At 42.0% G+C, this 20,279-nt stretch carries 24 protein-coding genes and 1 pseudogene; 14 read left to right on the top strand and 11 right to left on the bottom strand.

Features of this window, described 5'->3' with window-relative positions:
* The first annotated feature begins 16 nt into the window (after positions 1 to 16).
* The 3 genes from AC2CZC_RS01350 to AC2CZC_RS01340 all read left to right on the top strand — a co-directional run bounded on the left by AC2CZC_RS01350 (position 17) and on the right by AC2CZC_RS01340 (position 3,853).
* Positions 17 to 1,666 (top strand): SpoIIE family protein phosphatase, encoded by a 1,650-nt coding sequence (locus AC2CZC_RS01350; RefSeq protein ID WP_484583547.1) that lies wholly within the window; start codon positions 17 to 19, stop codon positions 1,664 to 1,666.
* A gap of 157 nt (positions 1,667 to 1,823) precedes the next feature.
* Complete coding sequence (locus AC2CZC_RS01345; protein ID WP_484583546.1) at positions 1,824 to 2,483, top strand: GAF domain-containing protein; 660 nt, start codon at positions 1,824 to 1,826, stop codon at positions 2,481 to 2,483.
* 176 nt (positions 2,484 to 2,659) lie between these two features.
* Positions 2,660 to 3,853, top strand: coding sequence for an amino acid aminotransferase (locus tag AC2CZC_RS01340; protein WP_063360221.1), 1,194 nt, complete (start codon positions 2,660 to 2,662; stop codon positions 3,851 to 3,853).
* Between the two features lie 101 nt (positions 3,854 to 3,954).
* Here the strand turns inward: AC2CZC_RS01340 and AC2CZC_RS01335 are convergent, their stop codons facing one another.
* A complete protein-coding gene (locus tag AC2CZC_RS01335) occupies positions 3,955 to 4,266 on the bottom strand; it encodes a YebG family protein (RefSeq protein ID WP_063360220.1) in 312 nt (103 codons plus the stop codon).
* Positions 4,267 to 4,480: 214 nt separating this feature from the next.
* Here AC2CZC_RS01335 and AC2CZC_RS01330 point away from each other — a divergent pair, with 214 nt between their 5' ends.
* Complete coding sequence (locus tag AC2CZC_RS01330; protein ID WP_063360219.1) at positions 4,481 to 4,774, top strand: ComEA family DNA-binding protein; 294 nt, start codon at positions 4,481 to 4,483, stop codon at positions 4,772 to 4,774.
* Between the two features lie 16 nt (positions 4,775 to 4,790).
* Here the strand turns inward: AC2CZC_RS01330 and AC2CZC_RS01325 are convergent, their stop codons facing one another.
* Complete coding sequence (locus AC2CZC_RS01325) at positions 4,791 to 5,093, bottom strand: hypothetical protein (protein WP_063360218.1); 303 nt, start codon at positions 5,091 to 5,093, stop codon at positions 4,791 to 4,793.
* Positions 5,094 to 5,106: 13 nt separating this feature from the next.
* A complete protein-coding gene (gene dsbB / locus AC2CZC_RS01320) occupies positions 5,107 to 5,613 on the bottom strand; it encodes a disulfide bond formation protein DsbB (protein ID WP_484583545.1) in 507 nt (168 codons plus the stop codon).
* A gap of 374 nt (positions 5,614 to 5,987) precedes the next feature.
* On the opposite strand from dsbB, the gene AC2CZC_RS01315 reads away from it, so the two are divergent.
* From AC2CZC_RS01315 to AC2CZC_RS01290, 6 genes and pseudogenes are all read left to right on the top strand, one after another.
* Positions 5,988 to 6,158, top strand: a complete 171-nt coding sequence (locus AC2CZC_RS01315; RefSeq protein WP_484583544.1) for a hypothetical protein — start codon at positions 5,988 to 5,990, stop codon at positions 6,156 to 6,158.
* Positions 6,159 to 6,437: 279 nt separating this feature from the next.
* On the top strand, positions 6,438 to 6,614 hold the full coding sequence (locus AC2CZC_RS01310; RefSeq protein ID WP_484583543.1) for an AAA family ATPase: 177 nt from the start codon (positions 6,438 to 6,440) through the stop codon (positions 6,612 to 6,614).
* 145 nt (positions 6,615 to 6,759) lie between these two features.
* Positions 6,760 to 6,930: a hypothetical protein gene (locus AC2CZC_RS01305; RefSeq protein WP_484583542.1), complete on the top strand. Its 171-nt coding sequence runs from the start codon at positions 6,760 to 6,762 to the stop codon at positions 6,928 to 6,930.
* A gap of 489 nt (positions 6,931 to 7,419) precedes the next feature.
* Positions 7,420 to 7,575, top strand: a pseudogene (locus AC2CZC_RS01300) (transposase); the annotation flags it as partial.
* A gap of 675 nt (positions 7,576 to 8,250) precedes the next feature.
* Positions 8,251 to 8,964 carry a fatty acid metabolism transcriptional regulator FadR gene (gene fadR, locus AC2CZC_RS01295; RefSeq protein WP_063360216.1) on the top strand — a complete coding sequence of 238 codons (714 nt, stop codon included), beginning with the start codon at positions 8,251 to 8,253 and terminating at the stop codon, positions 8,962 to 8,964.
* 228 nt (positions 8,965 to 9,192) lie between these two features.
* Positions 9,193 to 9,798, top strand: coding sequence for a peroxiredoxin C (locus AC2CZC_RS01290; RefSeq protein ID WP_023398641.1), 606 nt, complete (start codon positions 9,193 to 9,195; stop codon positions 9,796 to 9,798).
* 66 nt (positions 9,799 to 9,864) lie between these two features.
* On the opposite strand, the gene AC2CZC_RS01285 is transcribed toward AC2CZC_RS01290, so the two are convergent.
* From AC2CZC_RS01285 to smrB, 4 genes are all read right to left on the bottom strand, one after another.
* Positions 9,865 to 9,990, bottom strand: a complete 126-nt coding sequence (locus AC2CZC_RS01285; RefSeq protein ID WP_269199990.1) for a hypothetical protein — start codon at positions 9,988 to 9,990, stop codon at positions 9,865 to 9,867.
* A gap of 1 nt (position 9,991) precedes the next feature.
* The gene (locus AC2CZC_RS01280) at positions 9,992 to 10,237 is read right to left on the bottom strand and encodes a hypothetical protein (protein ID WP_063360215.1); all 246 of its coding nucleotides are present in this window, start codon (positions 10,235 to 10,237) and stop codon (positions 9,992 to 9,994) included.
* 173 nt (positions 10,238 to 10,410) lie between these two features.
* Positions 10,411 to 11,211, bottom strand: a complete 801-nt coding sequence (locus AC2CZC_RS01275; RefSeq protein ID WP_484583541.1) for a response regulator — start codon at positions 11,209 to 11,211, stop codon at positions 10,411 to 10,413.
* A gap of 167 nt (positions 11,212 to 11,378) precedes the next feature.
* Positions 11,379 to 11,933 (bottom strand): endonuclease SmrB, encoded by a 555-nt coding sequence (gene smrB / locus AC2CZC_RS01270; protein WP_237135464.1) that lies wholly within the window; start codon positions 11,931 to 11,933, stop codon positions 11,379 to 11,381.
* An 83-nt stretch (positions 11,934 to 12,016) separates the two neighbouring features.
* Between smrB and prmB the strand changes: the two genes are divergently transcribed.
* Positions 12,017 to 12,952: a 50S ribosomal protein L3 N(5)-glutamine methyltransferase gene (gene prmB / locus AC2CZC_RS01265; protein ID WP_484583540.1), complete on the top strand. Its 936-nt coding sequence runs from the start codon at positions 12,017 to 12,019 to the stop codon at positions 12,950 to 12,952.
* Positions 12,953 to 13,098: 146 nt separating this feature from the next.
* A complete protein-coding gene (gene aroC, locus AC2CZC_RS01260; RefSeq protein ID WP_484583539.1) occupies positions 13,099 to 14,199 on the top strand; it encodes a chorismate synthase in 1,101 nt (366 codons plus the stop codon).
* A 65-nt stretch (positions 14,200 to 14,264) separates the two neighbouring features.
* Here the strand turns inward: aroC and hemL are convergent, their stop codons facing one another.
* The 4 genes from hemL to AC2CZC_RS01240 form a co-directional block, all read right to left on the bottom strand.
* Positions 14,265 to 15,551: a glutamate-1-semialdehyde 2,1-aminomutase gene (gene hemL / locus AC2CZC_RS01255; RefSeq protein WP_484583538.1), complete on the bottom strand. Its 1,287-nt coding sequence runs from the start codon at positions 15,549 to 15,551 to the stop codon at positions 14,265 to 14,267.
* Between the two features lie 16 nt (positions 15,552 to 15,567).
* On the bottom strand, positions 15,568 to 16,584 hold the full coding sequence (locus tag AC2CZC_RS01250; protein WP_039611702.1) for an aspartate carbamoyltransferase: 1,017 nt from the start codon (positions 16,582 to 16,584) through the stop codon (positions 15,568 to 15,570).
* 148 nt (positions 16,585 to 16,732) lie between these two features.
* A complete protein-coding gene (locus tag AC2CZC_RS01245) occupies positions 16,733 to 17,167 on the bottom strand; it encodes a CopD family protein (RefSeq protein WP_063360209.1) in 435 nt (144 codons plus the stop codon).
* 21 nt (positions 17,168 to 17,188) lie between these two features.
* Positions 17,189 to 18,871, bottom strand: a complete 1,683-nt coding sequence (locus AC2CZC_RS01240; RefSeq protein ID WP_484583537.1) for a chloride channel protein — start codon at positions 18,869 to 18,871, stop codon at positions 17,189 to 17,191.
* A 213-nt stretch (positions 18,872 to 19,084) separates the two neighbouring features.
* On the opposite strand from AC2CZC_RS01240, the gene erpA reads away from it, so the two are divergent.
* Together erpA and AC2CZC_RS01230 are read left to right on the top strand one after the other, a co-directional pair.
* Positions 19,085 to 19,423 (top strand): iron-sulfur cluster insertion protein ErpA, encoded by a 339-nt coding sequence (gene erpA / locus AC2CZC_RS01235; RefSeq protein WP_063360207.1) that lies wholly within the window; start codon positions 19,085 to 19,087, stop codon positions 19,421 to 19,423.
* A gap of 582 nt (positions 19,424 to 20,005) precedes the next feature.
* Positions 20,006 to 20,251, top strand: coding sequence for a helix-turn-helix domain-containing protein (locus tag AC2CZC_RS01230; RefSeq protein WP_023399554.1), 246 nt, complete (start codon positions 20,006 to 20,008; stop codon positions 20,249 to 20,251).
* The last annotated feature ends 28 nt before the right edge of the window (positions 20,252 to 20,279 follow it).

Raw genomic sequence — 20,279 nt, 5'->3', positions numbered from 1 at the left:
CAGAGCTTAATTTAGCATGCTTATTTTAGTGGTTGATGATCAACCCCTTAACTGTAGACTGCTCACAGCTATGCTTGAGCAGCAGCATTATGACGTTTTGGTAGCGAATAACGGTCAAGAGGCTTTGACCTTGTTACATCAACATGAAGTTGATATTGTGCTATTGGATGTCATGATGCCTGTGATGAATGGCTTCGAGACCGCACCAAAAATTAAAGAATACGCAGGAGATGTGTATTTACCTATCATTTTTATTACCGCCCTCGAAGATCATGCTAGCTTCGAGAAATGCCTAAGAGTCGGCGGAGACGACTTCATTCATAAGCCTTTTGATAGGATCATTCTTTCCGCCAAAATTCGAGCGCATGCGCGCACCAGAAAACTCAGTAAAGAAGCGCATGAGCAGAAAAAGTTACTAGAGTATCACTACAATCAGACCGAACGTGAACATGAAATCGTAGAGCACATTTTTCGCAATGCACTATCAGGCCAAGAGAAGTTTGATAGTCTGTGTGATTTTCACCTTTCTCCCGCATCTATGTTTAACGGAGATATGTTCCTTATGGCGAAAAGCCCAATTGGCGGGTTTTACTGTTTATTAGGGGACTTTACTGGTCATGGGTTAGCTGCTGCTGTTGGTGCTTTGCCAGCCTCACGTATTTTTTACACTATGGTGCAAAAAGGGATGGCAGTGGGTGACATTGCCACAGAGTTAAACAGCTCATTATATACCTTATTACCCGGCCATATGTTTTGTGCAGCTGCAATTATTGAGCTCAGTAGTTCAGGTAAAAATATCTCAGCTTGGCTTGGCGGGTTACCCGATGTTTACCTAGTCAATGAACAAGGTCGTGTTTTAAAAACGATTGAATCTCAGCATATGGCGTTAGGGATACTCGACGATGATGAATTCGAGAGGACCATACTACACTTTGAAGTGGAGAAGGGCACTCGACTCGTTATGGCAACTGACGGCATTATTGAGAGTGAAGGGCCTGATGGAGAGATGTTTGGAGAAGGGCGTTTTATAGATACGTTGCAAAGTACGCCCGAAATCACCACACAAGAGGTCATTGATAAAGTGCGTAACTATGCGCAGCATGCGGAGCAACAAGATGATTTGAGCATTGCGATTATCAATTGTTTGCCGGCGGAGTTAGAGCATTCAGGTGAAACGCATTACTCATCACTGCCTTTTGAGATTGCTGTCTCCTTAGACGCTGAGCAAATGAAAGTGACTGATCCTGTTTTGGAAGTGGTTAATGTGCTTAGTAATGTTGAAGGGGTGGATGCACACCGTTCGAACATCTTTTTGCTACTGTCAGAGGCATATAATAACTCACTGGATCACGGGGTTTTGGGGATCAGTTCAGAGTTAAAAAATCAAGAAGATGGATTTTTAGAGTACTACACACAGCGTGCTGATGCGCTGTCTAAGCTCACCGAAGCGTTTATTGAAATTGCGGCCTCTTATAGCCCCGAAAAACGGTCAATCACTTTTGATATCAAAGATTCAGGTAGAGGTTTTTCTCAGCCTGACTTGCCAAGCGATAGTACATTATCTAATGAGCATGGAAGGGGGGTTCAGCTACTCTCAGAAATTGCTGATAGTGTCAGTTACAATCGAATTGGAAATGAAGTTAAATTGGTCTATTCGTTGGATTAAGCAGCTCCACCTATCTATCTATTTATTAGAATTGAAATTTTTTTACGATAGCCCCTTTCTTTTAACTCCCAATGATAAAAAACATGCTTGTGCCTATAGGCAAAGGCGCATTTGCGTGTTAAATTGCGTTTAGATATATAGATGTTTGGATGGCTAAATGATTTCTACATACTTAGATAAAACACAAACTTCCCTTGATCATACACTTGTTCAATCACAGCTTGATGCACTGGATGCTTATTTAGCGGCACATCAAGCTCAAACGATCTGGTCTTATCAAATACCAGAACTTGGTGAGGGGGGAAGTTGTAGTTTATTTGGTCACTTACAAGAAGCGCCATTTGAGTTGGAAACGATCATAGCGCGCACGCAAGAAAATGACGTTTTATTGTCTAAGCTTCAAACAATCGTCGAGTTTGTGACTAACAAAACTGGTGTCGAGTGGTTCGGTATTTATCAGTCAAGACAAGTTGACGGTGATCAACAATTGCTTAAACTCGCGTACAATGGTGCACCTAGCCGCCCATTATTTCCTATCAATGAGCAGTTTGCAGCAACATCAAATAATATTCAGACAGTACTTTCTGAAAAGTCTCGCATTATCAATAATATTCCTGAATATATTGCGCAGGGTGGCGAGTATTATACCTGTGACCCAAAAGTACAAGCGGAGGTTTGCATACCGCTGTTAAATGACAAGCTCGATTGTATCGGGATCATTGATGCAGAGGCTTTTAGTAAAGACTTTTTTACTGCTGACAATTTATCTGTACTTGTCGCGGCTTGCATGAAAATAACGCATTACCTTCCCAAGTAACAAGTCTCGTGTTCTTGTTAAATTGTGGTAGTATTATGGCAACTATAACCCCCACAATTGTTACGTAATATCGAGTTAAATACTTAGATAAATAGAGGCGAGCTTGCAAAAGTGTGAGCGATTTTTCGTCTCTTTTGATTTTTGTGCGTATCAGTTTTAATAGGAATAAAATACACATGTTTTCAGAACTAAAACCATTACCAACAGATCCTATTTTGGGCCTAATGGCAGCTTATAAGCAAGACGATAACCCTAACAAGATCGATTTAGGTGTTGGTGTATATAAAGATGAGCAGGGTGCTACACCAGTTTTAAAAGCGGTTAAAAAAGCAGAAGCATTTCGTTTAGAAAACGAAACAACAAAATCGTATATTGGATTAGCAGGTAATTTAGATTTCTGTACAAAAATGGAACAATTGCTGTTAAGCGATAGCCATACAACATTACTTGCCAATCGCGTTCGTACGGCTCAAACGCCAGGTGGTACAGGTTCATTGCGTGTTGCTGCTGAGTTCATCAAGCGTTGCAACAAAGATGCGACAGTATGGGTGACTACACCAACATGGGCAAACCACATTAGCTTGTTTGAAGCGGCTGGCTTAACGGTAAAAGAGTATCCGTACTACGATTATGAAAACAAAGGCCTGCTTTTTGACGAGATGATTGACACGCTTAAGCAAGTACCAAAAGGTGATGTTGTTTTAGTGCACGCCTGCTGTCATAACCCAAGTGGTATGGATTTAAATGCAGAGCAATGGCAAATTTTTGCAGATCTTGCTAAAGAAGTAGGCTTCACGCCACTAGTCGATATTGCATATCAGGGCTTCGGCACTAGCTTAGATGAAGATGCAAACGGTCTTCGTTTATTAGCTCAGACAGTAGAAGAAATGATTATCTGTTCTTCTTGCTCTAAAAACTTTGGCCTGTATCGCGAGCGAATTGGTGCATGTTCGATCATTTCAAAAGATGCGGCGAATGCGGATGTTGCAAACTCAGTATTGTTAAGCGTTGTTCGTAGCATTTATTCAATGCCGCCAGCACACGGTGCTGATATTGTAAATACGATTTTATCGAGCGATGAATTAACACAGCAATGGCATCAAGAGCTGGCTGAAATGCGTGACAGAATTAATGGCCTTCGCAGTTTGGTTAAAGACAGCCTTGAGCAAAGAAATACAGGACATGACTTCTCATTCATTGAGCGTCAGCACGGTATGTTCTCTTTCTTAGGGATTAATAAAGCGCAAATCGATCGTCTTCGTGAAGAGTATTCAATTTACATTGTGGGTTCTAGCCGTGTAAATGTTGCTGGTATTAGCCACAGTAATATTGATTACTTTGCAGATGCTGTAGCGTCAGTATTGAAGTAATCTAACAAGATATTTCAAGTATATTAAAACGCCGAGCTATATTGATAGGTCGGCGTTTTTGCGTTTTTGGAACGAATAAGCAAGTATAGATAAAGGCAGTATCATGCTTGTTTAATAGCAGTCACCTTATCATCTTCAACGTCGGCTTTTTTGGTCGTTTTTTTCGGCTCTTTTTCTGCTGTTGGCTTACTGCCTTTTAGTACAGAGATAAAGTCATCTTTGTATTTTGCCATTTCTAGCGCAAGAGACTCTACTTGCTGCTCGCTCAGTGGCACATCTACCTTATCTAGCATCCCTTCAAGCGCCTCTGCCACATCCAGCATTTTATCGTAGGCATCTGCCTCTTTTTTGCTAGTAAATGTCATTCGCTCTACTCCATTTCTTTCAACCACATACTTTACTATAACAGCCATGATCACCCTCCATAAAACACTGTTTTTTTATACAGTAAACTGTATTTGATTTTTTTGCAACTCAATCGCTGCCAATTAGACGATCCATATGAAAAAAATACAATGAAAATATTCTTAGGTATTTTACAAAAGTCAGTGATAAATCCTATGGTTACATTGCTTAATCACTTTTTTAAGCATGGTGAAACTCACAAACAGTTTAAGGAGAAATTAAATGCTCAAGCAAATATGGAATATTGGCTTTCTAGTGCTTTTGTTAACTTTTAACAATGCTGCTCAGGCACAAGCGGTAAAGAATATAGAAACGTCGACCCTACAGGTCAATGTGAATACAGCAGCAGTTGATGAGCTAATGAAATTACCAGGAATAGGCAAATCAAAGGCGCAAGCAATTGTGGACTCAAGGGAGCGAGAAGGATTATTTTTCAATATACAAGAGCTGGCAAGAGTGAAAGGTATAGGGACAGGGCTAATAGATAAAATAGAAGCCCATGTCGTATTGGAATAAATAGAGAATGCAGAGCCTAATTTTGGCTCTGCTTAAATTCAGACAAAGCTTTATCTAAGTTTTTTAAAGCAAACTGTACTTCAATAGGGGCTGTTAAGAGCGGGTATGCAATACCAGTGATAAGCAACACAGGTAAAAGTGACCAGCCTTCAAAGTAGGCAAGTGCCATAAATAAGGGGGTTAACAGAGCGAGTTTGCATACAGCCAATATGACCTTACTTTTTGCCGATAGCATGGAAATCGCTATTGCTTTAACTTGCTGCTTTTCACGTAAAGATAGCGACGCAAGTGCAGGAATTTGGCTTAGTCTAAAAATCATATATTTCTCTAATTTACTTCTTAAAAATAACCATAGGCGCAAAAATCAAAAAGCTAATGGCATAAATTGCAAAAATAACTTCCATCCAGCCTGGCATAGATAGTCCTGCAAATGACCAGTCTATGTTTGAGCAGCTACCTGTTACGGCAAAAAAGGATGGGATCCATTCATGCAAAGGAACAGGGAAGTTAGGTTCAAAAGAACAGGTAAAAGCAAAAGGATCTGTAGTGGTTTGCATATCAAGGTGCTGACGCGCAAGTAGCCACCCCCATATAGCTGATACACCCCATCCAGCAGTCGCTATTAATCGAACAAGGTAATTATTCTTACTGCAAAGCCCAATAAAGGCTGCGATTAAAACCCCTAACATTGCTGTACGTTGATAGATACACATCACACAGGGCTCTAGACCCATGGCGTACTGAAAGTATAGTGCAACGATTTCGAAAGTAAGCGCACTTAAAAACAATAAGCCCCAAGCTGTGGTGGTACGAGAAAAACTCGCGAGTCTATCAAACATGTATGTCTCCTTTTTTGCCCGCTATTATGGCTATCTAGTGTCAATGCATCAAGCTATTTGCACCTTAATGTAGGTCACATTAAAGGGAGTAAATTACTTTTATCATGCTTTGTAAGTTATCAATTCGTTTAGTAAACAGATTGTTAGTCTATTCGTTTTTCATTTAGTTCCCACTTTGTACTCTATTGTTCGGTTGTTTCTATCTGCTGGTAACTATTTATGCCCAAGTGAAATTATGTGCAGATTGCAATTTATATATTTCTTAAACGTGGATTACTTTATCTGGTGATTGCCATTTAACTTAAGCACTTCAGATAGACCAGAGTAATCACTCTCAATGAATTCAGCCGCCCCTATGTAGAAATAGTATATAAATGGCTGCTCACACCACTGACTCGCTTGGCATTGGCAATAGTGGTTGCCCTGCAGTTAATATCCGAATTATTCAATATTTCTTTGGCTTAAATAGCCAATATAACCGCGTTTTTATCAAGTTTGATGGGGTGGCAGATAAAACCTCTAGCGGCTTTATTTCCACAGTGTAAACCCTGCGTTTTAATGTTAGTGGTAATGATCCGCTGTGGTATGAAGAGCTAATGGCACTATTAACTCTAAGCAGCCGCTTATTGGCCGATCAAGTGAGCCCCGATCTCAGCAGCAGCTTTCCTGTCAGGCCATTTCTACCTCGCTCGATTCGTTAGACATAGTGCTAGATCGCAAGAATGATGGCGTAAATTATAAATATTAAAACTTGGCTCACCCATCGCGAAACCTTAATGCATGAATTTGGGCTGGGCTAAAAAATTAAATCCGGCTATCGGGCGTTGCTTTTGGGTGGCCCGGACACAGGAAAAACTCTCACCATGGCGTTATTGGCTAAGTCGACTGGGCGTGAAGTCTATCGGTTAGATTTATTTATGATTGTCTTTAAATATATTAGTGAGACTGAAAAAAACTCTCCAAAGTGTTTGATGTCGCCTGTTGTAAAGGGTGGATTTTGATTTTCTTGACTATAGCCTACGGCAGCAAGCAGTAAAGGAGGGTTGGTATCGCCTAGCGAACCTGAGTTAATCATCAATGCAAACTATTCCTGCTTTATGAGCAAGGCGCTAGTAAAACTAGCATGGGGAGTATGTAAAACGATGGTTGAGGAGGGTAAAAAATGGTGTTGATGTCGATATCAATGCAGTGATAACACGAGGTTTGGCAAGTGAGTTAGGGCAAGGGGTAGTGCGTCAATATCGGGTTGATGAGTTGTATTCACAAAAGTTAGCAGCGTTCGTCAATACTTCAGTATCAACGGCAGTAACGACTTAGCATTTATTAGAAAGGGTAGCATCAAAGCTGCGGAAGCTTATTCGAGTGCTAAAACAACTGTGATTTATACAAATGTGACAACCAAAGGGTTGAATAATATTTCATCACCTTTGGATGAAGTTGATGATTTGTAGAAATAAAAAAGGGGGGGGCTTATTAACGGCTAAATTGGTTGTTAAAAGTACACTAAATAATGAAGAGATAGTTGTGATAAACGCCACCGAGCCACTACGTGGCCTAGTGTTGTTATAGGCAATGATGAAAGCCTACAACATGTCACAAAGTTCAATTTAAATAGGTTTGAGATATGTATAAAAAAGAAGAAAACCAAAACGGCAATGAAAGTAAAGTTGTAACTCCCCCATAAACTGAAACAGTCCATAAGTAGAATTTCTATCAATATAAGAAGGAAATTTGACGATGCGAAAAAGTAAGTTCACCTAAACACAGATAGTCGGCATGACCAAATAAGTTGGATCGGGTGTACCTGTACCGGAAATATGCCGTAAACATGGTGTTGGCCAAAGTACATTTTATAAGTGGCGTTCTAAATATGGTGGGATGGAGGCATCTGACGTTAAACGTTTAAAAGAGCTTGAAGATGAAAATCGCAAGTTAAAAGACATGTTTGCGACTTCAGTTTAAAACATTCAATGCTTGAGGAAATCATCTCAAAAAAGCGGTGAAAACAAGTAGGCGCAGAGCTTGGGTCGAACACTTGCGAGCACGGTTTGAGGTTAGCGTAGCATTTGCTTGTGACGTAGCGGGTTTAGGTCGAAGCGTTTATTACTATAAATGCAAGCGACCATTGGATGGTGATGTCATTGATGCTTTGTTAGCGCTTGTCGAGCTGTATCCTAGGTAGGGCATGTCAAAGCTGTTCAAACGAATTGGGCATCAAGGCAAAGTATGGAATAAAAAGTGCGTTGATCGAGTGTATAACCTGCTCAAACTTAACCTTATACGAAAAGGAAAGCGCAGTGTACCAACACGCATACCGGAGCCGTTAAGTTTACCGAGCAAACATCATGATTCGTGGTCGATGGATTTTATGAGCGATGCGCTTAATTACGGACATCGCTTTAGTTTCGTTCCTTTAGAAGTCTGCCGTAAGCGCTTATCCATTAATGTATGGCCCTACAGCAGAATCATAAATTAAATGGCAATTACCATGTCTTCATATCACTGTTGCGCTTGTTACTTTATATCCATCTGGTACAATCAGTAGATTAACGAGTTGCAGTATCATGCTGCGCCTGCTACCCAGTGTTGCTTGCGCTGAATGTATCTTGCCTTTGGTTGTAATTTAAGTGGTGCAAAATGAGAATTTTTAAAGCCAAGAGCCCAGCGGGATTTGCTGAGGAATATATAGTAGAATCGATTTGGAATGGAGAGTTTCCGCCGGGGTCGATATTGCCAGCTGAGCGTGAACTGTCAGAACTTATCGGTGTGACTCGTACAACCTTAAGGGAAGTATTACAGAGATTAGCGCGTGATGGTTGGTTAACTATTCAGCATGGCAAGCCGACACGAGTGAACAATTTCTGGGAGACATCGGGTCTAAATATTTTAGAAGCACTTGCGCGTCTTGATGAAGATAAAGTCCCTGAGCTAACAGATCAATTATTGTCTGCAAGAACAAATATTAGTGCAATTTATACTCGTGCTGCGATTAAGTTAAACGCTGAAAAAGTGATTGAGATTCTGGCGCAATACCAGGAGCTACCTGATACGGCTGAAGCATTTGCAGATTATGATTATCAAGTACATCATCAGCTTGCCATTGCAGGTGGTAACAAAATTTACGTATTGATTTTAAATGGCTTTAGAGGCCTTTATTCGAAAATCGGCTGCCATTACTTCTCTGAGCCGAAAATTCGTAAATTGACCAGAGAATTTTATCGAGACTTAACGGCATTGGCTGAGCAAGGTGACTTCGATAGAGCGATTGCGCTTATCCGTAAATATGGTCATCAGTCAAGTGAGCTATGGCAGGGTATTCGTGCCGACATGCCAAATGACATTATGGATTAATGATTTAAAAATGCCCCGCAAGGGGCTTTTTTGTGTCTGAATATTGACCCCATCGAATTTTTAGATTGTACCTATCGGTTAATTCGATTGTTATTTTTCCTCAGAGCTGAATAAACTTAGGCAAATTTTTTCAAGGGGTTGTTTTTCGTAAACAGCGCCTCAATAATTAGAATCAAATTACAAAACGATTTGTATATTGGAACTAAACCTAACTATTTGGAGAAAACAATGGGTGTATTAGTTGGCCGTCAGGCTCCTGACTTTACAGCAGCAGCAGTACTAGGTAATGGTGAAATCGTAGATAGCTATAATCTACATGAGCGTATCAAAGGTAAAAAAGCGGTTGTATTCTTTTACCCACTAGACTTCACTTTTGTTTGTCCTTCAGAGCTTATCGCTTTTGACAAGCGTTTCGAAGAATTCCAAAAGCGTGGCGTTGAAGTGATCGGTGTTTCTATCGATTCTCAATTCTCACACAATGCATGGCGTAACACGCCAGTTAACGAAGGCGGTATCGGTCCAGTTAAATATGACCTAGTTGCTGACGTTAAACACGAAATCTGTCAAGCATACGACGTTGAGCACCCAGAAGCTGGCGTTGCTTTCCGTGGTTCTTTCCTAATCGATTCTGAAGGTAACGTACGTCACCAAGTAGTTAACGATCTACCTCTAGGTCGTAACATCGACGAAATGCTTCGCATGGTTGACGCACTAGCGTTCCACGAAGAGCACGGTGAAGTATGTCCAGCTGGTTGGACTGAAGGTAAATCAGGTATGGACGCAAGCCCAGAAGGTGTTGCTAAGTTCCTATCTGAAAACGAAGGCGAGCTATAATTAGCAACCTCGTACAGTTTTAAAAACCCGCCTTGTGCGGGTTTTTTATTGTCATAAATCGCCACATCATGAGGTACTCTCTTCAAACCACTTTTGACTGATCATCTTGATGGTTTCTATCGAAAAATAAGCCAGCAATAAGCTCACTACTGGCATCGCTAATAAGCTAATCAATGTTACTTCACTAAACATATTAGTTATCCTTTTTAGCCTGTGTTGTTTCAGGCTGGTCGATTTCGATGTCCTTATTGGTACGGATCAAACTATCTACTAGTGCCTTTTTAGTGTTTATTTTTAATTCCACTAAACTCGACTGAATGTTTTCACTCACTCGACTTTGCACATCACTTAACAAATCACTGCTAATCGAACTCGCGTTAGCTGAAGCTGACAGACCAATAAAAAGGCTAGTTGTAAGTACTTTAGTAAATAAGTTCATGCTGTTGTTCCCTTTGAATGTTTAGACGTAATAACTATTACAAAGGTTGTGCCAGATTAGATTTTATTTTTATTTTGTTGATATTTATGAGGTTTTATTTTTTTGGGAAGTTGGCCAAAACAGAGACGTGGTCGATTTGGCCAAGGTGAGTCGTTTAATTAACTAATTTGTGGTTAATTTTGCTCTAACATTTGATAGATGAGCTGTTTTACGATATTGGGTTCAAACGGTTTATCACACATTGCATTGACACCTGATTGCGCAACATTTGCTAAATGTGTTTCATTGGCCTCAGACGTTACCATTAATACTGGCACATGGGCATGTTCATCTGAGCGACGAATTGCCTCTGTTAGCTCTTGTCCGTTGACTTCTGGCATGTTGAAATCAGTGACGATTAAATCGAACATGCTCTCATTTAATACGCTTAAAGCCTGAGCACCATTTTCAGCTTCACTGATCCGCGTTGCGCCAAGGTTTTGCAGAACACGTTGAATGTGGTTACGGGCCAGCATGGAATCATCAACGACCAAAATTCGCAAGTCCTGAATGTCGTATAACTCAAGCTCAAGCTCTTGTGGCGACAGTAAATCCAAGGTGGCGTTAATGGCTTTGCCTAAGTGCTCCTTGGTAAATGGCTTTGGCAAAATTGCAACAACCCCTGATTGCTTATAAGCTTCAAGCTGTTGCCGGCGAGTTTCACTGGAGACTAGCATAAAGGGTAATTGATGTTCACTGAAGTGCTCGTGAACATGGTCTAATAGAGCAAGTGCGTCTCCATCTGCCAAGTAAAGTGTACAGATTATGAGATCCGGTAAATTCTGATTGAGTGCATCTATGGCGCTGCTGACTGAATCGGCAAAGTCAATATTTTGCACGCCTTCATCTTTGAGCTCATTGGCGATAATCTTTCGTTGGGTCACTGAGGGTTCGACGAGTAAAATCGTCAGATCTGTACTGAGTAAATCGTTCATTTTAAACCTGAGGATAGAAACAGAAGCTAAGTGTCTTCAGCCAGTACAATTTATTTACCTAAAGTAGGTTTTTTTCATCAACTGGCTGCACATGATTCAGGCTAATATAGCGTATTTGTAAACGACAGGCTAGTTTGGATAATGGTTGCGTTAATGCTTGTTAACGTTTATCTGCGAAACTCAGGGTTTTGTGGTAAATCAACCAATATCAAAATAGCGCCTTTACCACCATATTCAAGAGGCGCTTGGTGCATAGCAAGAATATCAGGGTGTTGTACCAAGTAATGGGGTACCTTATGCTTCAAAATACGCTCACCAATACCATGAACGATGCATGCGCAACTTATATGCTGTTTTTTACAGGCGTGAATAAGCGCAGCAAGCTCATCTTTGGCCGTTTCTTTATTCATACCATGCATATCTAAAATCAGCTCTGGTGCATAGTCACCGCGCCTTAACTGCTTTGCAAGGTACTTATCGGCACCCGGTCTGACAAAGTTGATGGTACCATGAGTATCAATATCTGGTACGTATTCATCTGAAAAATAAAACTCAGCTTGATGTTGTTTCTTTTGTTCAGCAATTACTTCGCCTTTGAAGCGGGTGGCTTTACGTTCGTGCACCACAGTGTCTTGCTTAAGGGGCTGTGTTCCGGAAATTGCATCACGGAATAAATCAAAGTCATCAGAGGCCATAGCTACTTCAGGGTATTCTCTAGTCATTCGCGCATTTTAAATAAAAAAAGCATAAAAACCTAGTCTAAAAACCGCTACAATGCGGCTATCTACAAAGTGTGAGAATAATCATGAGTGAATTAGCAATAACCAATGAAATCGCCCAAGAGGCTTATGAAGATCTGGTAACCATGCAAGATTGGTTGCGTTGGACGACAAGTCAGTTTGTTGCAAATGGGCTTTTTTATGGCCATGGTACCGACAATCCTTGGGATGAGGCGGTAAATTTACTCTTGCCAACGCTAAACCTACCGATAGATGCGCCAAAAGACTTAATGCAAGCTAGGCTGACTAGGACAGAAAAAAAGCGTTTAATTGAAGTGATCAAACTGCGTATTGAGCAGCGTATGCCTGTGCCTTACCTTACTAACCAAGCGTGGTTTGCAGGTATGCCTTTTTATGTTGATGAACGTGTATTGGTGCCACGCTCTCCATTTGCAGAGTTGATCACCCAACAGTTTCAGCCTTGGATTCAAGCACCAGAAGAAGTGACTCGTATTTTAGACATGTGCACGGGCTCTGCATGTATTGCGATTGCACTGGCTAAGCATTTTGAAAATGCGCAGGTGGATGCCGTGGATATTTCATTTGATGCGCTGGCCGTGGCCGAAATGAATATTCATGACCATATGATGGACGAACGTGTATTTGCGATTCAGTCAGACGTCTTTAGTGGTGTGCCGGGTCAAAAGTACGACTTAATCGTCGCGAACCCACCTTATGTTGATGCCGAAGATATGGCCGATCTGCCAGATGAGTTTCATCACGAGCCTGAATTAGGTCTCGCGTCTGGTGACGATGGCTTAGATGTGACTCGAGTACTGCTCCAAGATGCGGCCGAGCATCTCACAGAGAACGGTATTCTATTTGTCGAGGTGGGTAATTCTATGGTACATATGGATGCATTATATCCAGGTGCGCCATTTACTTGGCTTGAGTTTGATCACGGCGGTTTAGGTGTGTTCATGATCAGTAAAAAAGAATTGGTAGCATACTTTAACGATTAAGCTTTGCTGTACATTGCCTGCAAATGAAACCTATTCGTTTGCAGCTTGATACGGCAAGGTATGACAGTGGTGAACATTGTCAAAACTTGGGGCATAGCCCCATTGAGGCTTTAGGCCAAAACCGTAACGAGGAATGAGGAAAGTTAATGGCAGGCAATAGCATAGGCCAGCTATTTCGAGTGACAACCTTCGGTGAAAGCCATGGTACAGCACTGGGTGGTGTTGTAGATGGTGTTCCGGCAGGGCTTGAAATCAGCGAGGCTGACTTACAGGTAGACCTAGACAGAAGAAAGCCAGGGCAAAGCCGCTACACGACACAGCGTCGTGAAGGGGATGAAATTAAGATTTTGTCAGGTGTATTTGAAGGCAAAACGACTGGTACAAGTATTGGGTTGTTGATTGAAAATACCGATCAACGCTCTAAAGATTACAGTAAAATCATGGACGTTTTTCGTCCAGGGCACGGTGATTATACCTATTGGCATAAATATGGTCATCGTGACTATCGTGGTGGCGGACGTTCATCTGCACGCGAAACCGCCATTCGTGTGGCAGCCGGTGGTATCGCTAAAAAATATCTCAAGCAAGTCCATGGCATTGAAGTTCGCGCTTGTCTGTCGCAGCTTGGGCCAATTAAAGCTGAGGTGTTCAACTGGGATACAGTGGAGCAAAATGCATTTTTCTTCCCAGATGAAAGTAAATTAGACGCTTTAGATGAATATATGAGAGACCTTAAAAAGCAAGGTGACTCAATTGGTGCCAAAGTGAAAGTCGTCGCTAAAAACGTGCCAGTGGGTTTAGGTGAGCCAGTATTCGATAGACTCGATGCTGAGCTTGCGCACTCTCTGATGAGCATCAATGCAGTGAAAGGCGTTGAGATTGGAGATGGTTTTGATGTGGTTGAGCAGAAGGGCTCAGAACATAGAGACGAGTTGACACCCGATGGATTTGTTAGCAATCATGCTGGTGGCGTACTTGCCGGGATCTCTACAGGCCAAGATATTATCGCATCGATCGCATTGAAACCAACTTCAAGCATTACAGTACCTGGACAGAGTATTAATACGGCTAATGAGTCGGTAGAGATGGTGACTAAAGGACGTCACGACCCATGCGTGGGCATTCGTGCAATCCCAATTGCGGAAGCAATGATGGCCATTACAATTATGGATCACCTACTTAGACAGCGTGGACAAAACCCGCATGTCGAAGTGCCTCAAGGTCCTATCCCTGGGCAGGTTAAATAATGAAAGGCACCGTAAGGTGCCTTTTTCATTTCAATATATCTATATGATAAATAATGAACTTTAGATTAAGCGATTAATTTAGCAAAAGCGCGATCAGCTGCTGCGATGGTATTGTTGATGTCCTCATCGCTGTGCATGGTGCTGACAAACCCGGCTTCAAATGCAGATGGTGCAAGGTACACACCTTCTTCTAACATCAAATGGAAGAAGCGCTTAAACCTTTCTAAGTCACATTCAGTCGTCTGTTGGTAGGTGTCAACGCGCTCGGCTGAAGTGAAAAAGAAGCCAAACATGCCACCGGCGAAGTTAGTCGTCAGTGGAATACCGTGCTTATCCGCGGCAGCCTGAAAACCAGCACATAGCGCTTGGCTCTTTGCTTCTAGGTCGTCATGTAAATTAGGCTCAGAAAGTAACTCAAGTGCTTTAAGGCCTGCTGCCATCGCAATCGGGTTACCAGAGAGCGTACCAGCTTGATAAACAGGTCCTACTGGTGCGATGTAATCCATGATTTCACGCTTACCACCAAAGGCACCAACTGGCATACCGCCACCGATCACTTTGCCCAAGCAAGTCAGATCTGGCTGGATATTGTAATAGGCTTGTGCACCACCAAGGGCGACACGGAAGCCTGTCATTACTTCATCGAAGATAAGTACTGACTTGTGCTCATCACATACCGCACGAAGACCCTCTAAAAAGCCTTTAACAGGCGGGATGCAGTTCATATTGCCTGCAACGGGTTCAACGATAACACAGGCGATTTCGTCTTTATATTCTTCAAAAATCGCTTTGACTTCATCCAAATTATTAAATGACACTGTAAGTGTATGTTTTGCAAAATCAGCAGGAATACCTGGAGAATTTGGTACGCCCATTGTTAGTGCGCCAGAGCCCGCTTTTACCAGCAGAGAGTCGGCATGACCATGGTAGCAGCCTTCGAATTTTAAAATCTTATCTCTGCCAGTGAAGCCACGGGCGAGGCGGATCGCACTCATTGTCGCTTCAGTACCAGAGCTCACCATACGAACTTTTTCAATCGACGGCACAAGTGCTTTAACTTTTTCTGCCATTAAAATTTCAGTTTCAGTAGGCGCGCCATAGCTCAGACCGTTCTCAACAGCGTCTAAAACCGCTTGTTTGATTTCTGGGTGGTTGTGGCCAAGGATCATCGGTCCCCAAGAGCCAACATAGTCGATGTAACGATTATTGTCAGCGTCAAAGGTAAATGGACCTTCTGCTTTTGTGATGAATAATGGTGTGCCACCCACACCATTAAATGCCCTTACTGGCGAGTTAACGCCTCCCGGGATAGAGGTTTGTGCACGCTCAAATAAGTCTTGGCTAATTGTCATAATGTATCCTTTTTGATTAACTTTGGCGCTTTCTGCTGAACCAAGGTACGTTGGTTTCATATTGCTGTACTTTGTTTTCTACACCGAGTGTCAGTGCGAAAAGGGCCATACGGATCAATACACCGTTTTGTACTTGTCTGAAGATTGCCAAGTTATCATTACTATTTAAATCATTGTCTAGTTCATTCGCATCACTGCGGCTATCTCTAGGGAGTGGGTGCATTAATACTGATTCAGGCTTACAGTGTGCGTCGTAGATTGCTTGGCTTATTCTGAAGCCGCCACGGTACTTGTTTGCTTCTTCTTGAGACGGAAAACGCTCTTCTTGAATACGCGTTTGGTAAACGATATCAGCAGCTAGATTACCTTCCATTTGAGATACGAGCTCGATTTGGTGTCCAGCATTGGAGACCGCATCTAAGACATAATCTGGCATTTGCAAGCCATCTGGCGCAACCATCGAAAATTTAATATTTTTATAGTGACAAAGAAGCTTTGATAGCGAATGCACGGTTCTGCCGTACTTTAGATCGCCCACTAACGCGATATGCATGCCATCAACTGTACGGTCAAAGCGGCTAAGCTCTCGGTCAATCGTTAATAAATCTAACAGTGCTTGCGTTGGGTGCTCGTTGGGCCCATCACCACCATTCAAAACAGGTACATCTGATCCTGTGGCAAATTCAGCCACACTGCCAGCATCAGGGTGGCGCATAGCAACAGCATCCGCATAGGCAGAAATAACACGCGCTGTATCGTATAAAGACTCGCCCTTAGCCAATGCAGAGCTTTGCATACCTGTGGTTTCTCTTACTAAACCACCTAATAAGTTAAATGCAGTACCAAAACTGACACGGGTACGAGTGCTTGGCTCAAAGAATAAATTTGCCAGTACAGCACCTTCAAGCACTTGAGTACGCTTATGCTTTTTAGCATAAGGTTCCATGCGCTTAGCAACGTCAAAAATTAATTCAATGGCTTCTCTATCGAGTTGATTGACAGAAAGGATGTTTTCACCTTGGAAACTTAGCATGCGGCGATTCCTAATCACAGATTGACAACAGGAGGCGGGGTGCGCTCCTAACCGAGATAACCTTGGCAACGCAGGTTACTGGAACGATATGATAGCATAATTGCGCGCCAACAGGAGAGCATGACGGCAGGATACCGTCATATTTGTATTAAAAAAGTGGCTTTAAGACTGCAAGTAAGATGATTGGCAGTAATAAGAACACTGGGAACTCGTTGAAGAAGCGATAAAATCGAGTGCTGCGAATATTTCTATCATGTTTGAAGTCGGCGAGGAGCTTGAAGCAATATGCATGATAGATGTAAAGAATAATCACAAACACGAGTTTATAGTGCAGCCACATGTTGTACTTGAACCACTCTCTGCCGTATTCCATGATAGTCAATACCCCAAATACAGTGGTTAAAACCGCAAATGGCGTGACAAAGTAGAGCAGTCTGCGCTCCATAATTTTCAGCATGGCAGTGCAGGCTTTTTCTTCTGTCATGGTGTGATAGATGAATAACCTTGGCAAATAAAAAATACCAGCGAACCATGCGACCATAAAAAATATGTGCAAAGCCTTATAAATCAGCAAAGCGCTCATAATGCCCCTTATTGTTATTGATTAAAGTAAACTGTTTCTCATTGTGAGTATGTGGCGTAATTTGTCCCAGCGCACCACGCCCATTATTTGTAAGCTGTCTTTTTGGTTGTAAACATAGACTGCGCCAGAGCGCTTATCTTTTAATATTTCAAATGCTTCAGCAAGCGTTGCCTGAGTACTGAGGCCCTGTAGCGGCACATACTTAATTGTGGCACTGTCATCAGAGACTAAGGTTAAATCATACTCTGCTAGACGGTAGCCATTTTCTTCATCATAAGTGATAAGGGGGGTTTGGCTATCCACAGCACTGAGTGTTGCTTTGATTTGCTCTGGGTCATTTGAGTACAGTAATTTGAAATCCTCTTCCATTTCTTCGACGATCCCGACTTTTTGCAGTGCTTCTTTGGCGGGCGAAACTTGATATGGCAAGCCTTGAAAATCGAGTTGCTGAATAAAAATAGAGCGATTACCAAAAACTTGTAGTGCGGTCACATAGGCGGTAGAGATCACCAACATGGCAGGCACGACGATTTGTGGATTTGAGGTCAGCTCCATAACCGCCGTCAACGCAGCCAATGGGGCATGTAAAGTCGCCGCTAGAAGCCCCGCCATACCAAGTACCCCATAGGTACCGGCCACATTAACTTCTGGTGAAATAAATTGTGCGAAAAATGCCATGAGGGTGCCCATGATTACGCCAAGCCCTATCACTGGGCCTATTAAACCACCAGGGATACCGAGTCCGATAGCAAACAAGGTTGCAAGGAGCTTTGCGATAAAAATAGTCGTGAGCAATTGCAAATTGTCTGGTGTCTCAACGGCAAGTTTAATGGCGCTCATGCCCGACCCCATTGCCTCAGGCACCATATAACCAATCAGGCCCGCAATTAAACCTGCAAGTAGCAAACGTGGGAACATGCTAATTGGCTTAAACGTTTTGATAATTAACATCAGGTTTTGATTGAATGCAAAGGCGACTGCACCCAGTGCAAATCCGCAAATGATGAGGTAGGGGTAGTGCCAGAAGCTAAGCATTTCTATTTGGATCAATGAAAGTTCGGAGACATTACCAAATACAAACTGCGTTGCTAAAGCGCCAGTAACGGCTGCTAGCATGATGGGCACAAAGATATGGATCTTGTACTCCCTAAGCACCACTTCCATTACGAAAATAACAGCGGCTAAAGGCGTGTTGAACGAAGCCGCTATCCCTGCTGCAACACCGCACCCGGCAAGTGTTCTAGCAGCATTGTGCGGTAAATGGAGCCTTTCAGTGAGGACGCTAGCGCCTGTCGCGCCCATATGCACAGATGGCCCTTCACGACCTACTGAGAAACCACAGATAAGCGCGATACCACCACCAAAAAACTGATTGACTGAATTCCAGATGGGCATATGCCCGTAATGATGCTTGATCCGGTTAATTACAAATGGAATGCCGAGTCGATAATGCTTAAAGCCAGTTAAGTTGGCAAATAAGGCGATAATCAATGCTGCCCCGACAGGCAGTAATAACCTTTGGTGTTCTGCTAAAGACGTGAAGTCGTCATGGCTCTCAAGAAAAGTTGATTGAACAAGTTCGATCATTAATCGAAAAAGAATGATTAAAATGGCTGCAATCAATCCAGCGCACACGCCCAATAGGCAAAGCTGTGCTGAAGTTCTTGGTTGTGCAAGGCGTCGTCTAACTTGATCAAGCGTCATAGTTTAAAGTTTGAGATTGGAAGTACTTTTTTATTTTATCAAAAGAATAATATTAAGTCCCTGACATAAATCTAGCTTTGTGCGTGTTTTTGATGGCATTTTTGATTAAAGGTATGGACTTGCCGTCAGATGAAACGGGTACATACCGATACTTGATTAAAATAGTCGGGTATTAGATAATTCCGTTAATTAATGTACAAGGGTCGAATGCACATGTCAGAAGAGTTACCGATTAAGTTTAGCGATGCAGCTGCTGCGCGCGTAAAAGAATTGATTTCCGAAGAGGAAAATCCTGAACTAAAGCTTCGTGTATACGTAACTGGTGGAGGATGCTCTGGGTTTCAATATGGATTTACGTTTGATGAAAAGGTAAACCCAGGCGACTTGGAGATCGAGAAAAATGGTGTGGTTATGGTGGTTGACCCAATGAGTATCCAGTACTTGGTGGACGGTGTTGTTGATTATACTGAAGGGCTTGAAGGCGCACGTTTTTTCGTTAGTAACCCAAATGCGACGACAACATGTGGTTGTGGTGCAAGTTTCAGTGTGTAATTGAAGCGGATTCTAATCACTGTAAAAAAGCCATGCAATCGCATGGCTTTTTTATGCTGGGTTAGTCACATGCATCATTAGAACAAAAAAGCCTAAAACCAATGCGGAAAACAGAAGAATATAGATGAAACCGCGCTTTCCTTGTTTGATAGGTACATTGTTTACGCGTAAAAAATAATACCATCCAAAGCACAAAATCAGTGGTAATAAAAATAAAATCCGGAACATTTTTGAGCCCTTTTTTTAAGTTAATTTTAAGATTAGCTGTAAATGCTTATTTTTAAAAGAAAAATAAATTATTTCAAATACTGGTACAAGATATAAAATTTTTGTTAAAGTGTAGTATGTACCCTACATGAAAAAAACGAATATAGTTTTTCAAAAATTTATTAGGTTTTAGCGGTAAGATAGTCTATACCTAATTGGGTACATAGGAACACACCTGTTGTTGATACAGGAAATGTGCAAGGCCTATAGGGCCTACAGAGGTATTATTTTTTAAAATACAATAGCCAGCTGAGTGAGACGGGCAAATTTCACGAGGCCAGTTGAGATTAATCATCAAGTAGGAGATGTTTATTTATGATGGGTAAAACGGTTTCTTCGGAAGAAAACGGAAAGTTAACAAAATGGTTGAAATCAAAGCGTCATGAGAAAGGCCATACAATGCGTAGCCTTGCTCAAGTTTTAGGGACGCCGCATTCTTTCATCGGAAAGATTGAAAACCAAGAGCGCCGTTTAGATGTGATCGAGTTTTTGCGCTATTGTGAAGCGCTAGAAGTTGACCCGTATGAAGGCCTATCTTTAATTAATAAAGAAGAGCTATAACCCTTTACGGGATTTAAGAATACAAGGT

This window comes from Pseudoalteromonas sp. MMG033 (genome assembly GCF_057197785.1).
Note: the sequence above shows the minus strand (reverse complement) of the source record. Positions and strands in the feature narration are given on the sequence as shown.

What these genes read in the sequence shown, in the direction of transcription:
- AC2CZC_RS01350 (WP_484583547.1), top strand. Translation starts at nt 17, where the DNA reads ATGCTTATTTTAGTGGTTGATGATCAACCCCTTAACTGTAGACTGCTC.
- AC2CZC_RS01345 (WP_484583546.1), top strand. Translation starts at nt 1,824, where the DNA reads ATGATTTCTACATACTTAGATAAAACACAAACTTCCCTTGATCATACA.
- AC2CZC_RS01340 (WP_063360221.1), top strand. Translation starts at nt 2,660, where the DNA reads ATGTTTTCAGAACTAAAACCATTACCAACAGATCCTATTTTGGGCCTA.
- AC2CZC_RS01335 (WP_063360220.1), bottom strand. Translation starts at nt 4,266, where the DNA reads ATGGCTGTTATAGTAAAGTATGTGGTTGAAAGAAATGGAGTAGAGCGA.
- AC2CZC_RS01330 (WP_063360219.1), top strand. Translation starts at nt 4,481, where the DNA reads ATGCTCAAGCAAATATGGAATATTGGCTTTCTAGTGCTTTTGTTAACT.
- AC2CZC_RS01325 (WP_063360218.1), bottom strand. Translation starts at nt 5,093, where the DNA reads ATGATTTTTAGACTAAGCCAAATTCCTGCACTTGCGTCGCTATCTTTA.
- dsbB (WP_484583545.1), bottom strand. Translation starts at nt 5,613, where the DNA reads ATGTTTGATAGACTCGCGAGTTTTTCTCGTACCACCACAGCTTGGGGC.
- AC2CZC_RS01315 (WP_484583544.1), top strand. Translation starts at nt 5,988, where the DNA reads ATGGCTGCTCACACCACTGACTCGCTTGGCATTGGCAATAGTGGTTGC.
- fadR (WP_063360216.1), top strand. Translation starts at nt 8,251, where the DNA reads ATGAGAATTTTTAAAGCCAAGAGCCCAGCGGGATTTGCTGAGGAATAT.
- AC2CZC_RS01290 (WP_023398641.1), top strand. Translation starts at nt 9,193, where the DNA reads ATGGGTGTATTAGTTGGCCGTCAGGCTCCTGACTTTACAGCAGCAGCA.
- AC2CZC_RS01285 (WP_269199990.1), bottom strand. Translation starts at nt 9,990, where the DNA reads ATGTTTAGTGAAGTAACATTGATTAGCTTATTAGCGATGCCAGTAGTG.
- AC2CZC_RS01280 (WP_063360215.1), bottom strand. Translation starts at nt 10,237, where the DNA reads ATGAACTTATTTACTAAAGTACTTACAACTAGCCTTTTTATTGGTCTG.
- AC2CZC_RS01275 (WP_484583541.1), bottom strand. Translation starts at nt 11,211, where the DNA reads ATGAACGATTTACTCAGTACAGATCTGACGATTTTACTCGTCGAACCC.
- smrB (WP_237135464.1), bottom strand. Translation starts at nt 11,933, where the DNA reads ATGACTAGAGAATACCCTGAAGTAGCTATGGCCTCTGATGACTTTGAT.
- prmB (WP_484583540.1), top strand. Translation starts at nt 12,017, where the DNA reads ATGAGTGAATTAGCAATAACCAATGAAATCGCCCAAGAGGCTTATGAA.
- aroC (WP_484583539.1), top strand. Translation starts at nt 13,099, where the DNA reads ATGGCAGGCAATAGCATAGGCCAGCTATTTCGAGTGACAACCTTCGGT.
- hemL (WP_484583538.1), bottom strand. Translation starts at nt 15,551, where the DNA reads ATGACAATTAGCCAAGACTTATTTGAGCGTGCACAAACCTCTATCCCG.
- AC2CZC_RS01250 (WP_039611702.1), bottom strand. Translation starts at nt 16,584, where the DNA reads ATGCTAAGTTTCCAAGGTGAAAACATCCTTTCTGTCAATCAACTCGAT.
- AC2CZC_RS01245 (WP_063360209.1), bottom strand. Translation starts at nt 17,167, where the DNA reads ATGAGCGCTTTGCTGATTTATAAGGCTTTGCACATATTTTTTATGGTC.
- AC2CZC_RS01240 (WP_484583537.1), bottom strand. Translation starts at nt 18,871, where the DNA reads ATGACGCTTGATCAAGTTAGACGACGCCTTGCACAACCAAGAACTTCA.
- erpA (WP_063360207.1), top strand. Translation starts at nt 19,085, where the DNA reads ATGTCAGAAGAGTTACCGATTAAGTTTAGCGATGCAGCTGCTGCGCGC.
- AC2CZC_RS01230 (WP_023399554.1), top strand. Translation starts at nt 20,006, where the DNA reads ATGATGGGTAAAACGGTTTCTTCGGAAGAAAACGGAAAGTTAACAAAA.